The sequence below is a fragment of the Oscillibacter sp. genome, from assembly GCF_032060045.1.
Classification (GTDB): Bacteria; Bacillota; Clostridia; order Oscillospirales; family Oscillospiraceae; genus Oscillibacter.
The window spans coordinates 64,050-78,362 of the sequence record NZ_DAMBZJ010000009.1 but is presented as its reverse complement, the minus strand read 5'-3'; the positions used below and the strand labels follow the sequence as shown (position 1 = coordinate 78,362).

Below are 14,313 nucleotides of genomic sequence, written 5' to 3'. Positions count from 1 at the left end.
TTTCGGTAACGCCCGCTTTAGGCTACACCTACGGCATAAATGACGTAAAAACCGATGGCGAGGGCAAAATTTATGTTTGGATGCCGGCAGGAATAACCAATGCCAGTGTAACTGCCGGGGGAAAAACCATGACAATTGATTTAAGAATACGCGGTGAAGAAATCACCAGCTGCTTACCCCAATTAATACTGCCTTCTCCGGGCGCATATGGTCAAATGTTTGATATCTACGGAACCGGTTATTCAGGTCGAGTAACATGGTCTCCGAGTGCTACCCCTTTTCTGCCTGGAACAGTATACACGGGAACATTCATTCTTACAGCAGTTGATAGCTACACATTTACAGGAATGACAGGAACTTTTACGGTGAATGGAGCAACGTCAGTTACTGCATCCGATAATACCGGTTCAACCCTCAAATTGACTGTTGTTTTCCCTGAGACAGTATCTCCGCAAGCCGTCACGGTGGCGGTGAAAAGGAATGGAGATGTGTGGTCAGGTCATGGGAAAAGTTTCGCGCTATATAAGGACGGCATCAACGCCTACACCTTGAATAGCAGCGGCTACAATGCATCGGTTCTTCCGGGGACTTACGATATTTATGTGGGTACAACCGATACAGGGGTGAATATCACTGTAAGCAAAGGTGGCGTCAACTCCGCCACAGTGAATTATTATGACGTTAACTTAACCCCAGGCACAGGAATTGAAAGCGTCACAGGCGGAGGCACTTATTTAAGCGGCGAAACCGCAACCATCAGTGCAACACTTGCAGCCGGCTATGCCTTTGAAAAATGGAGCGATAATAACACAACCATGACAAATCGCTCCATTACAGTCAGCGCAAAAACCGACCTGACCGCCAGCGCCACACTGACGGCGGCCACCGCCCCCACGATCACCGGTGTGACGGGCGCGAGCTTGACCTACAGCTATACCTCGGGCAGTGTGTCGGTTACCGCCACGGCGGCAGATGGGCACACTATCACCGGCTATCAATGGTATTCAAATTCCACAAACAGTAATTCAAGCGGTACTTTGATTTCCGGGGCGACCTCCGCAAGCTACGAACTGGCAACAGGCAAGGCTGCCGGAACGACGGAGTATTACTACTGCGACGTCACCACGACTCGCACGGATAACAACCAAACCGCCACAGCCACCTCAGATGTCGCAATCGTGACGGTCGGCAAAGCCGAGGGCTCCGGCAGCGTGGCCCTTGACGACTGGACCTATGGCGGCGCGGCGTCTATCCCCACACCCACCAGCGCCACCAACGGCATAGGCAGCGTAACGTACAGCTATGAGGGCACCAACAGCACAAGCTACACCGCCAGCGCCACCGCACCCACAGCGGCGGGCAGCTACAAGGTAACCGCCACCTTCGCCGCCACGGATCTATACAACGAATGCACAGCGGAAAAGGCCTTCTCCATCGCCAAAGCGCCCGTGAGCTTCACGGTCAGCGGCAATACGCATAATTATGACGCAGCTGCACATACCGCCACCGTAACCCAGACGGCAAGCGAGACACCGTCCGTCGCGGGCTGCTTTACCGTGGCTTACCAGAAGGACACAGAGCCGGCGACGGCCAGTGAAACCAATGTGGGCGTGTACAAAATTATCATTACATTGACAGACGACAACTTTAAGTTTTCCGGGCAGGAAGATACGGTGCGCAGCCTGCCCCTCACGGACACGCTGGCCATCAGCGCCGTGGCATATCCCGGCGCGGATACCCTCACGCTGCCAACGGCGGGCAGCCTGACCTACGGCGCGACGCTGTCCGACAGCGTCCTCACCGGCGGCGATCCCAAGTGCACCTATGCGTGGAAAACCGGCACGATCCTCCCCACCGCGACAAATACCGGCTATGCCGTGGTCTGCACGCCTAAGGACATTAACTTCGCACCCTTCGAGAAGACGGTTTTAATCACCGTTTCCAAGGCTGTGCCCACACTGACGCTGCCGACCGCGGGCGCAATTACCTACGGTCAGAAACTGTCCGACAGCGTCCTCACCGATGGCTCCGCCAGCGCAACTTACAACGGATCAGCAAACACCGATGTGCCCGGTGCTTACAGCTGGAGCGCGGGAACCACCGCCCCCGAAGTATCGGACAGCCATTCAACGCAGTACGAGGTAACCTTCACGCCCACTGACACGGCGAATTACAACACGGCAACCGGGAAAATCACTCTCTCGGTCAATCCCAAGCCGGTGACGCTGACATGGGATTACACCGCGCCCTTTACCTACGACGGTGCGGCGAAAACCGTCACCGCCACCATCAGTAATAAGGTCGGTGCGGACACATTTACGTTGATCTATTCCGACAACAGTAAAACCAATGCGGGCAGCTACACGGCCGTGGTCACCGCACTGGGCAACAGCAATTACACGCTTACCGGCGGCGAATCTATTTCAAAAGAGTGGGGCATCCAAAAAGCACCCCTCAGTTTTGTGGTGACCGACAGCAGTTATGCTTACGATGCCACTGCGCACAAGGCGACTATCGCGCAGACGGCAAGCGAGACACCGGTCATTGCGACAGGCAAATACACCGTCACCTACAAACTTCCCGCTGATGGCAGCGGCACGGCGGACAAGACGGCTGTCGGCGTCTATGACATCATCGTCACCCTTTCGGATGATAACTTCTGCTTTGCAGGCGAGGGCGACGCCGCCACCCGCAGCCACAAGGTCGGTACGCTGACCATTCAGCAAAACGCCGTCACCGCCCTGTGGAAGAACACAACCACGGTTTACGACGGCACGGCGCAGTCCCCGGTTTTTGAACTGGTGGGGCTGAAAGCCGCTGACACCGGCGTGACGGCCCGTCTCACCGAGAGCAAGACCAACGCATATACCTACGCCGTCACGGCGGAATTGACTGGAACCAATTCTGGTAACTACGCCCTGACAAATCCCAACGGTACCTTCATCATTCACAGAGCGCCCGTCAGCTTTACGCTGTCCGGCAACAGTGTGAAAAAAGGCGAGAGCGTGAATATCACCGCCACGCCGTCGGTCAGCGGCATCAGTGCCACGCTCACCTATTGGCGCAGCGGCAAACAGGTGGCAGCTCCCACCGAAACGGGTAGCTACGATGTGTATGCAGAAATTACAAACCCGAACTATCGCCATGCGGGCGGCACGGATGGCACCGCACAAAAAATCGGCGTACTGACCATTTATGACAGCAGCATTCCCGCAGCCTACACCGTCACCTTTGACGCAAACGGCGGCACCGGCAGCACCGCTTCCATGGACGCGGTACAAACCGGCACCGTTCGCGTGTTACCCGAGAGTGGATTTACCAGCAGCGGCAAGGTCTTTGCGGGTTGGCAGTATAACGGTAAGACCTATCAGCCCGGCGAGTGCTTCACACAGCCATCCTCCAACGTGACTCTAAAAGCGCTGTGGAACGATAAGGTTTACTCCATTGGCGGCATCGTGCAGGAGGGCGATCCGGCAGCCGCTGCCGCCAACGTGGTCGTCACTTTGATGCTGGGCAGCCGGCAAATCGGGCAGACGGTCACCGGCGCGGACGGAACATACAGCTTTGCAGAGGTCCTTCCCGGCGTCTATAATCTGGTTGCCAACAAAAATGGCGTGACCCAGACCGTTCTGGTCACCATCAAGGACAAAGCGGTTACAGACCAGACCATCACCATGCCCACTGGCAAGCTGAGCTCCGTGGTGGAGGTGAAGGCCGGTTCTCCCGCCATCGTGGTGGGCGATCTTGAAAAAGCCTTCTCCCAGCAGGATAAGACCGATGCCGCCAGTAAGACGGTGGAACTGAAACTCACCGCTGAGGCCAAGGCGGCGGACAGCACAAATAGCGCACAGCAGGCAATTGAGAAAAAGGCCGGTAGCATTGACCTGTTCCTTGACTTTACGCTGACGAAGACAATTGACGGTACTCCGCCAAGTCCTTTGGACAGCTCGCCCGTTCTGCTCACCGCGGTCATCACGTTACCCGCCGAGCTGCAAGGCAAGAACAATTACACCGTCTACCGCTACCACGGTACGGAGGTACAGGCCCTGACCACCACCGCCAATAAAGACGGCGAAAAGATTGCGGTCAGCAAGGATAAGACCACGCTCACGGTCTATACCAAAAACTTCTCGGCTTACGCCATAAAGGGTGTCACCTATTCCGGCGGCAGCGGCGGTAGTAGTGGCGTACCCAGCTACAAACTGACCTTTGAGGTAAACGGCGGCAGCGCCATTGCGGCGCTCTCCAAGGCCTCCGATGCAACGATTCATCTGTCCGCTTATACGCCTACGCGGGAGGGCTATACGTTTGCAGGCTGGTACAGCGACGCAAACTTGACCATAGCAATCACAAGCGTAAAACTGACAGAAAATACCACCATCTATGCCAAATGGACCGAAAAAGGGACAATGCCCTTTACCGATGTTTCCGCAGATGCCTATTATTACGATGCGGCTCTCTGGGCTTTGGACAAAGGGATCGCCAGCGGTTCAACGGCAGCGACCTTTAATCCCAACGCGATCTGCACCCGGGCGCAGACGGTCACCTTCCTATGGCGCGCCATGGGCAGTCCGGATCCGACTGCAACAAGCTGCCCGTTTACCGATGTGGCAAAGGACGCCTATTACTACAAGGCCGTTATGTGGGCAAACGAAAAGGAGATCACCAAGGGTACATCTGATCGCACCTTCAGCCCGAATGTGACGGTTACCCGCGGCCAGACCATGACCTTCTTGTGGCGCACGGCTGGGAATCCTGCCGCGGGCGCGGTGAATCCCTTTGCAGACGTAAAATCCGGCGCCTACTACGCTGACGCAGTGCTGTGGGCAGTTTCCGAGGGCATTACCTCCGGCACCGGTGCAGCCACCTTCAACCCCGCTGATGGTTGTACCCGCGCACAAATCGTGACCTTTTTGTATCGGTATCTGGCAAAATAAAAGGGACCCAAATTAAAGGTAGTAAATGCTTCGTGCACGCGCACAGGAGAGGGACGGTTTCAACGAAACCGTCCCTCTCCTCATTTTTATAGTTATTATTGGTGTTATTTTCACACCTAAATAGCAATCCCGGAAATAGACAAGCTTCATATACTGTTACTAATCTATCATCTTCAATTTTCTAGTGCGATCCTGCTGTTCTCATTTAGCCTTGGTCAATGGTTTCTTATTTTTCACAATCCGCCAGTATATCACAAATTATGAATGTCTATATCATATTCCATTCTTCTTGCTGTCGCAAGGGCTATTTCCTCACCAACGAGCTTTTTCAAAAGATAAAACGACATATTGATTCCAGCCGAAATCCCCCCTGATGTGATTATATCGTTTTCATCAACAAATTTAATTCCTCGCTTGACAATTATTTTGCTATATTCACTTTCCAGTTTATTTAGATCCATCCAGTGCGTAGTTGCTTGTTTTCCATCTAATAACCCAGTTTCAGCTAATAAAAATGCGCCGGTGCATACAGATGCAACTATCTCGCATTTCCGCGTGCTGTCTTTAATCCACTTTATAAGGGTTTCATTATGAATCTCTATTTCTTCTGCTCCATACCCACCGGGCACTATTAAAATATCAAAGTGAGGGTTATTATGAAAATCATAGTCGGGTTGCACTTTTAGACCATTTCGAGAAATAATCAAATCTGTAGTTTGAGCCACAGTGTTCACTGTAAATGGTTTCTGATTGCAATCAGGATAAGAAGCCAATGAAAATACTTCAAATGGTCCGGCAAAATCCAACACTTCAACTTGGTTAAAAAGAAGTATTCCAACATTCCAATGCTTCATCACTGTATTCTTCCAATCTCAAATTTCTTTTTGTATAATATAACAAATCATCCTTTAGATAAATTCCCCGAATTGTTACACTATGAATAAACTGAGCAGCTTGAAAGCCACTGTGAAAGCCAACTGGAAAAGCTTTCGCTCCAGTAGGTTTTGCCGCGTTATGCGCTGGGGCGGGTGCTAACGCAAGGCGGAAAAATAGCAAGGCACAATTGAACGCCCTCGGGGATGTAGAATTCAAGCCTCAAACGTGATATAATTTAATTCCCATTGCCATGACCTTGCCGTGTCGATGGCTTATTTTCAAAATTGTGAGGTCTCGTTATGAATCAAAAAGAATTGAATGAAATCCGCCGCCGTATAACTCCTAACAAATCGAACATCAGCAAAATTCATGGCTGCTACGTCAATAGCAATAAAGCGATTATCTCATATCTGGAAGAGTCTCTTGGAATTATGTCTCAACTGGAGATGGAAAAATATATGGTTTTTCTAAAGAAGGCGTTGTCCGGAAGCCTCGGAAAAAATCTGGTTGATATCGTATTTTCCACTCAGCAGGTGCACGACAGCGACGAACATCGTTTGCTTACAAGCCTGACAAGCTCAGAACTTAAAGATGCAGTGGCCAGAGAACAATTCTATCAAAAAGTAATACAGTCGCTGGATATGGAGGACTGCAATTATCTGATTCTTCTTGCCAGTGATACCTATGACGTGCCGCATCGCGGGAAAGATGATGAGATCCAGGCTGATGCTTCCGACACCGTTTTCAAATATATAATCTGTGCCGTCTGCCCTGTCAGAGACGGTAAACCAGAACTCGGTTACTTTTCCGGCGAAAACGAGTTCCATGGCTATGCCACGAAGCAAATTGTGGCACCGCCTGATCTTGGCTTTCTGTTTCCTGCTTTTGATGACCGTGCAGCAAATATTTATAATGCGCTTTTCTATTCCAAGGATACAGCGCAGATCCACCACGAATTCATCGACGCTGTTTTTCATACGAAAGCCCCTATGTCTGCTGACGCGCAAAAAGAAACATTTCAAAGTGTGCTCGCCGACTCTTTGTCGGACGGCTGCAGTTATGACGTGATTCAGGCTGTGCACGAACAGATTCGTGAGCGCATTGAGCAGCACAAGGAGCGCAAAGACCCGGATTCACTTGATATTACATCCCGTGAGGTTGGGCAAATTTTGCAAAGCAATGGTGTGCCGCAAGAGCAGGTTCAGGTATTTCAAGAGAAGTGTGGAGAGGAATTCGGCAACGAAGCCGTACTCAATCCACGCAACATTATTGACAGCAGCAAATTTGAGCTTGTCACGCCGCAAGTCAAGATCTCTGTGGACCCGGAATACAGTTATATGGTGGAAACAAAGATGATTGATGGCAAAAAATACATACTTATTCCAGCTGACGATGGTGTCGAAGTCAATGGCGTGAATGTAAATATAGCAAGAGACTAAAAAAACTGGCTATCCCACTGCATTCAAGAGATTTTCCATTGCGATGTCGTACAGCTTTGCAAGAGACAAGATTTTGTCTTCAATTTTTAGATTTTGGTTACATTATATCATAGATTTTCAAAGCTACGTGCTATTTATCCGATATTTTCCTTTTGTTCAGCCTCCCTGCTCCATAAGTCTAGTTTTGACAGCTTGGGAATAATATGTTACCCTAAAATATATTTTTATTTACAGAACTGGCAAAGAGCAATATAGAGCGTAGGACAGCACATACACAACTTGCCAGTGAGGCGAAAGGAATGGATGTACAAAATTGAAGAAAAGAATTAATCACTATGTAACCCCGGTTTTTTGGCTATCGATTGGCATGGTCGGCCTTGTTGTATTATTGGGAATTGTTTTCTCTACAGAATTTCGATTAGTAACAGAACAGGTAAGAAACTTTATCAGCAACTACTTGGGGTGGTATTATCTACTTTTGGTAGCCTGTATTGTTTTCTTTTGTTTGTTTATCATTTTTAGCCCAATCGGTCAGATTCGGTTAGGGGATCCTGATTCCAAACCCGAATATTCAAAACTATCTTGGATTGCAATGCTATTCTCAGCAGGCATGGGAATTGGCCTTGTGTTTTGGGGTGCAGCAGAGCCGTTATCCCATTATGCTGTTTCAGCGCCACAAGGTCAAACATGCACTCCCGAAGCATTGGCGGATGCCTTCCGGTATACTTTTTTTCATTGGGGGGTGCATGCGTGGGCAGTATATGCTTTGGTCGCATTGGCATTGGCATACTTTAAATTCAGGAAAAAAGAAAAATCCTTAATTTCCGTTACTCTGAAACCAATCTTTGGTCAACACACAGATGGATTTCTGGGGAAAGTAATCGATAGTATTACTGTTTTTGCAACGGTGATTGGTGTGGCAACTACCCTTGGATTTGGTGCAATACAGATTAATGGCGGCTTGAAGTATTTATTTGGTCTTCCAAATAATATATATGTGCAGATCATTATTATCACTGCAACCACGATCTGTTTCATTATGTCAGCCTTGTCCGGCATAGGAAAAGGGGTTAAGATATTATCCAATATTAATATTATCTTAGCAGCTGCTCTATTATCTTTGGCAATCATCGTAGGACCTTCCGTATCAATTATGAATACTTTTCTGGAAAGCCTCGGCGGATACTTGCAAGGCTTTTTAAGAATGAGTTTTCGAACTGCTGCATTTGATACAGAGCAGCAAGCTTGGATTCACACATGGACAATCTTTTATTGGGCCTGGTGGATTTCTTGGTCCCCGTTTGTGGGCGTCTTTATTGCTCGCATTTCCAAAGGTCGTACAATACGCGAATTTCTAACGAATGTTATACTGATTCCGACTTTATTCTGTTGCTTATGGTTCTCTACGTTTGGCGTATTGTCAATCAATGCGCAAAATAATAACGCACAATTAACAATGCTGTCCACAGAAGAAGTTTTGTTTGGTACGTTCAATTATTATCCATTAGGAATTGTACTTTCACTCATTGCAATATTGCTGGTTTATATTTTTTTCATCACTTCAGCGGATTCTGCAACGTTTGTACTTGGAATGCTGTCTGAAGATGGCAGTTTATATCCGCACAATAAGGTAAAGGCTGTATGGGGATTATTAATCTCAGCTATTTCCATTGTTTTATTAATGGCTGGAGGATTGGAATCACTGCAGAACATTTTAATTATCGTAGCATTACCTTTCTCCGTGATCATTTTGCTTATGATGATATCTCTGTTTATTGAATTGCGTCATGAAAAGAATGAGATGGGATTATATATTAAATCAGAAACGTATCCTTCAAAAGAAGAACCATTCAGGTCTTATGAAGATTAAAATTAAAAAAACAATTCGAAATTCCATAAAAAATAATTTCATAATATATAATTTATACTCCATTTGATGTATTCAACTTCGAATAATTACCACTTTCAGCATTCACCAATTTTACACCGATTTCGACCAAAAGCGCCCTTGGGAGTGATCTTCCCAAGGGCGCTGACTTACCTAAGCGATGTTTGATTGTCTTCCGCCGTGGTCAGGTGCTACGGTGGTATCTTTTTGAACATCCTGCGGAAGTCTGCCGATTTCGCGATTCGCGCGTCGACTTCCTCACTCCCTAGAAATGCCAGCATCCAGGGACGAATCCTTTGCACGGACTCCGTACTGGTAAATGCGGAGGCGAGCCTACGATACCATCAAAATGCAGCTTTCACTTTTCATGCTTAGACTTTGCGGTGCTCTGATAAAACCCTATAAAAGTCTATAAATCGCATAAATCCAACATATATGCAGAAGCTTTTAACAGCAGAAATATAAATAATTATTTAGCTGTGAGCAGGAGGCGGCATACAATTGAGCAATCATTGGCGAGCCCTTCAAAAAGCGGAAGCAGGTCTTTTTGCCGCAGCCTTTTTAGCTGTTTGGCTTTGCGGAATTTTTTCATATCAGCCGCTTAAGAAAGCAAATAACTGTGAAATTGAAATTGTGGCGCATCGCGGGGATTCTTTCCGGTTTCCAGAAAATACAATGGCCGCCTTTCGCGGTGCGTCAGATGCGGGGGCAGACTATGCCGAGTTGGATGTACGGCAGACATCGGACGGAGTCCTAGTGGTCATGCATGACAGTAACCTTTTGCGCACTGTGGGCATAGATCGGGAAATTTGTGACGTTACCTATCATGAACTCCGCAGTCTGAAGGTAAAAAAACCTGGGGGCTTTGGGTCTATTCAAGAAACAATCCCAACACTTCAGGAGGTATTGCAGTTTCTTAAAAACAACAGCCTGATGTTAAAGATTGAACTCAAGCCATGTGGGAAAGATGGCTATGAAAAAGAGGTCGTAAATTCAATTTTGGAAGCAAATATGCAAAACCGTTGCCTGGTCGCCTCCAGCGACTGTAAAATTCTTCAGCGCGTGAAAAGCTATGCACCTGAAATCAGAACAGCCTATGTAGGTTGCGATTTTAAAAGCTCTATTCTCCGGTTGCAAAGTGCGGATGTCATCAGCTTGAACGCAAACTGCGTGGATGCACATGTCGTACAGCTTTCCCATTCGGCAGGAAAGCCAATCTATGTGTGGACCATCAATACAAAACAGATGCTGGACAAAGTGATTGCTCTAGGGGTGGATGGCGTCATTACAAACAATCCGTCGTTGGCAATTCAACGAACTTATTTTGTCAAAAAATCGCCTGCGGCTTAGGCCCAAAAAGAACAATGCAGTGGGGCAAGCGACATGGCGAAGCGAGTCTACCAGGTTTGGCTAGAGCATAAAGAACAGCGCTCTTTCATCGACTCCGACTGGCGAAGCTCTGTATGATGTTTTCGCAATGGCGGATGCTTCCCGTTGCCACAGCGACGAGCGCGCGATTCAAGCCGTCATCCGTAATCGCAATATCTGTGCGGTTTAAATGAGCCGCTGGGAAAGGTGCGTTTTCCGGCCCCATTGCCGGGAAGGTTAAAACCTTTGAATTTGAACAATGCGCTTGAATGAGGACAATAAAAAGACAGCCTTTATCCATTGGATAAGGGCTGCTTTTTGTGAAGGGAGCGATTAAACGAAGACAGACAAGATTCCTGAGGATGAGCCACGCGGATTTTGAAGACGAATAAGAATTACTTCGCGTAGTTGCAGAGCCATCCGGACAGAACGCTAACCTTATTAAACGTCAATATAACTCGGCGGCATCTGCTTCTGCTTTGGTCTTGTGAACAGTCCCGTATGGATGCTGGGGCGGCGCATAAATCGAATACAGCTTAATCGGCCTGTTGCCAATGTTGATCAAGTTATGCCATGTACCTGCTGGAATTATAATTGCACAGCCATCGGTCACACGACATTGGTAATTGAGCAAGTCTCGGTCCCTTCCCATTTTTGCACATCCTGTTCCTGCTTCAATCCTTAAAAATTGGTCAAGGTGGGGGTGGGCTTCCAGACCAATCTCACCGCCGACGGGAATACACATCAATGTGACCTGCAGATATTCCCCGGTCCATAAGGCGGTGCGGAAAAACGGGTTCTGCAAAGTTGAATTTTCTATGTTCACAACAAACGGCTCTGGACCATAGTCGGCCCCCCGCATGCACGAGTGACATTTATACACAAACATTACCTCCATCCATAATTACTATCCTATTCTATGCGGGAATGGAGCTACTGGATAGTCGGAATAGCGGCAGTGCAAAGCGAGTGATTGATGGGTTCGCGGATGGAATATACAAACGCGTCAGACGCTAAATATGGAAGGCAGTCTGTCCGCGCAAATTTTCCTTGCCAATGATGAACTGTGACCAACCGCTGCATCCGCACCTGCCTTGGAACCGACGGACGAGAGTGGCTGCGTCGGCGGATTACGAGGTCAGAAATGTGCTAGGATGGCAGACTCAGCCGAAGAGTAATATAAGGGTGTGTTTATTCCAGTTTGTAATCGAGTTGGAGTTGTATTTGGTGGATTTTTCTGCAAGCACGCCGGTATTAGGTGACTCAAAGAGTAGATTCCCAAGTCAGAGCTGCAGAGTCAGGGTGGCGAGGGTGCGCGCCGCCTAGGACTATGCCCCGGGCTTAAGCGGCAGCGCGACCAGCCAAAAACAGTCGGCACAGAACAAACTCCCCAGAGCATACCAGACGGTAGGCTCCTGGGAAATTTTTTGCTATAAAGCAAGTTGTTATTGAATATACCTGCAATTTACATCTAGAATTTCTATATTTCCCAACTCAATGCTTTCAAAATAATAGGGATTCCCAGACAATTTTCCTCTCACCAAAACATCGTACTTCATCTCAATTTCAATGGGAATAAGCTTTTGAGAGTGAGCGTCAATCGCATCAATAAACATTACCGCAGTTCTGCTCTGCTTTTGAAATAGCTCCGGGGTAATATAATTTGCGGCGGTATCGGATAAAGATACATTTAGCAAAACAAGCGAACGGGGAACCTTATTGTAGTTGAGAAAATCAAGCAGCTTCTGTTCCGACCCATCCGTAAGCGTAAAATGCGAGTGCCCCATGTAAAGGCCAGTCTCTCCGTCAAAAATGTCAAAAAAACTATCTGTTATTTTGCTGTACATCACATCGCCCCCCTTAGTATCAGGATATATGCGACTGACCTAAAAAATAAAATGCTTTTTTGGTTTTAAGGCGATTATATCATTAGGACGGCACGTCCCCGCGCAGCGGACGGGTTTTTGATGTCACACAGTATAAAATTGATCAAGCCCGCCACCGTTGATTTATACGGCAGCGGACTTGATATAATTTGATCTGCTGTATTCCGGCTTGTACACGGATCTCCCATTCAAACAGATCCAGTGGTTCTCCGTCGATATTGGCCGTAGGTATCAAAATGAGGTCTGCCCCGAGAGCAACACAGCTGCGAATGCTTTCCGGCAAATGCCGATCAAAACAAATGACAACGCCGATTTTTCCCTCCGGAGTATCGTACACTTTAAAGCCATCGTCAGAGGGGGTGTAGTAATCCTGCTCATAGAAGTACGGGCTCTGCATAATATGAACCATTTTTGAGATACCCAGGATTTCACCAGTTCGATCAATGAACAGCGAAGCATCATAAGCCTTTTCATTTGTTTCAAGATAAAGATTTGGCGAAGCCATGATCCTTTTTTTATGGCACATAGCCTTTATTTCCTGAATAAATGCATGGTCAAGCGGTAGCAGATATTTGCTTACATTACGTTTTTCATACTGAGGGAAAAAGGGGCTAAGTTGAATCTCAGGAAAGAAAATTAAGTCGGCTTTATTTTTGGATGCTACTTCTATTAGCTGTAACGATTTTTGTGATAAAAGATTCTCTCTAAAAGGGAACTACCCCTAATAAGTAACGAATTATCCGAGCATAGCCGCAAAAAAGAGCGACACAGCAAACCTTTTATATACATCTCGATTATAGCAATTATTAATTCCCGCAACTTTTCTTAAAACACTCACAAGCGTGCTACGGCATCAGCAGAATTTTCCGACCAAGCAAATCAGAACTTCTACCATCGTCTCCAGAGCCTCCACGGAGATGAACTCAAACTTCCCATGAAAGTTTTCGCCGCCGGTGGAGAGATTTGGGCATGGAAGTCCAGCGTAAGATAGCCGTGCACCGTCCGTACCGCCCCGGATGGGTGCCACGCGGGGGACCACGCCGCAGTCGGCAAACGATGCTTTTACAAGATCCACCAATTTCATATGTCCGGAAATTTTGTCCAGCATATTATAATAGCTATCCGTGATTGTCATGAGAACGGTATCCCTGCCATACTTGTCATTCAAATATTGAACGATCTTTTCAAGACATTTTTTCTTATCGTTGAACTTTTGCATGCTGTGATCCCGGATGATGTAGTGCATCCGGGTTTTACTGACATCACCATGAATGGACACGAGGTGAAAGAATCCCTCGTAGCCTTCCGTATACTCGGGTCTCTCACCAGAGGGGAGCAACGCATTAAGCTCCATAGCAATCTGGGTGGAGTTCTTCATTTTGTTTTTGGCGGAGCCGGGATGGATATTGATACCGTTAATCGTAATATCTGCATCTGCGGCGTTGAAATTTTCAAATTCAATGCTGCCCAATGGACCGCCGTCCACCGTATAGGCAAACTCCGCGCCGAATTGCTCTACGTCAAAATATCGGGTTCCCTGTCCCACCTCTTCGTCGGGCGTAAAGGCCAGACGAATCTCTCCGTGGGGCAGTTCTGGGTGCATCAGCAGGTATTGAGCAGCAGTGACGATTTCCGCAACCCCCGCTTTATCGTCCGCCCCCAGCAGCGTGGAGCCGTCCGTAACAATTAGGTGGCAGCCCGTGTAATCTCTCAATTGTGGGAACATATCTTCTGACAATACAATCTGTCCTTTTTTGTCCAGCGGAATGTTGCCGCCCTGATACTCCACGATACGCGGACGGATATCGGAACCCCGCATTTCGCTGCTGGTGTCTATGTGGGCCAATAGCCCCAAAACTGGCACGCCAGGTCGATTTGCCGGCAGCGTGGCAGTCACATAACCGTAAGCGTCCAGCTTT

At 47.9% G+C, this 14,313-nt stretch carries 7 protein-coding genes and 2 pseudogenes; 4 read left to right on the top strand and 5 right to left on the bottom strand.

Going from position 1 to position 14,313, the window contains the following annotated elements; translation table 11 throughout:
• Positions 1-365: 365 nt before the first annotated feature.
• Positions 366-4,937 carry an S-layer homology domain-containing protein gene (locus RT018_RS05570; RefSeq protein WP_312940021.1) on the top strand — a complete coding sequence of 1,524 codons (4,572 nt, stop codon included), beginning with the start codon at positions 366-368 and terminating at the stop codon, positions 4,935-4,937.
• 251 nt (positions 4,938-5,188) lie between these two features.
• Here the strand turns inward: RT018_RS05570 and RT018_RS05565 are convergent, their stop codons facing one another.
• Positions 5,189-5,791 (bottom strand): DJ-1/PfpI family protein, encoded by a 603-nt coding sequence (locus RT018_RS05565; RefSeq protein ID WP_312940019.1) that lies wholly within the window; start codon positions 5,789-5,791, stop codon positions 5,189-5,191.
• Positions 5,792-6,112: 321 nt separating this feature from the next.
• On the opposite strand from RT018_RS05565, the gene RT018_RS05560 reads away from it, so the two are divergent.
• The 3 genes from RT018_RS05560 to RT018_RS05550 all read left to right on the top strand — a co-directional run bounded on the left by RT018_RS05560 (position 6,113) and on the right by RT018_RS05550 (position 10,490).
• Entirely contained in the window at positions 6,113-7,252 is a 1,140-nt protein-coding gene (locus RT018_RS05560) for a DUF4317 domain-containing protein (RefSeq protein WP_312940018.1), read from the top strand.
• Positions 7,253-7,565: 313 nt separating this feature from the next.
• Positions 7,566-9,122, top strand: a complete 1,557-nt coding sequence (locus RT018_RS05555; RefSeq protein ID WP_312940017.1) for a BCCT family transporter — start codon at positions 7,566-7,568, stop codon at positions 9,120-9,122.
• Positions 9,123-9,641: 519 nt separating this feature from the next.
• On the top strand, positions 9,642-10,490 hold the full coding sequence (locus tag RT018_RS05550; RefSeq protein WP_312940016.1) for a glycerophosphodiester phosphodiesterase family protein: 849 nt from the start codon (positions 9,642-9,644) through the stop codon (positions 10,488-10,490).
• A 466-nt stretch (positions 10,491-10,956) separates the two neighbouring features.
• Here RT018_RS05550 and RT018_RS05545 read toward each other — a convergent pair.
• From RT018_RS05545 to pepT, 4 genes and pseudogenes are all read right to left on the bottom strand, one after another.
• Positions 10,957-11,358 (bottom strand): annotated as a pseudogene (locus RT018_RS05545) (cupin domain-containing protein); the annotation flags it as partial.
• A 595-nt stretch (positions 11,359-11,953) separates the two neighbouring features.
• Positions 11,954-12,355, bottom strand: coding sequence for a hypothetical protein (locus RT018_RS05540; RefSeq protein WP_312940014.1), 402 nt, complete (start codon positions 12,353-12,355; stop codon positions 11,954-11,956).
• Between the two features lie 142 nt (positions 12,356-12,497).
• Positions 12,498-13,070, bottom strand: a pseudogene (locus tag RT018_RS05535) (carbon-nitrogen hydrolase family protein); the annotation flags it as partial.
• Between the two features lie 177 nt (positions 13,071-13,247).
• On the bottom strand, positions 13,248-14,313 hold a 1,066-nt coding region (gene pepT / locus RT018_RS05530), incomplete at its 5' end, for a peptidase T (protein ID WP_312940011.1).

Bases quoted from the DNA above. Each gene is read 5' to 3' on its own strand.
- RT018_RS05565 (WP_312940019.1), bottom strand. From the start codon at position 5,791: ATGAAGCATTGGAATGTTGGAATACTTCTTTTTAACCAAGTTGAAGTG.
- RT018_RS05540 (WP_312940014.1), bottom strand. From the start codon at position 12,355: ATGTACAGCAAAATAACAGATAGTTTTTTTGACATTTTTGACGGAGAG.
- RT018_RS05560 (WP_312940018.1), top strand. From the start codon at position 6,113: ATGAATCAAAAAGAATTGAATGAAATCCGCCGCCGTATAACTCCTAAC.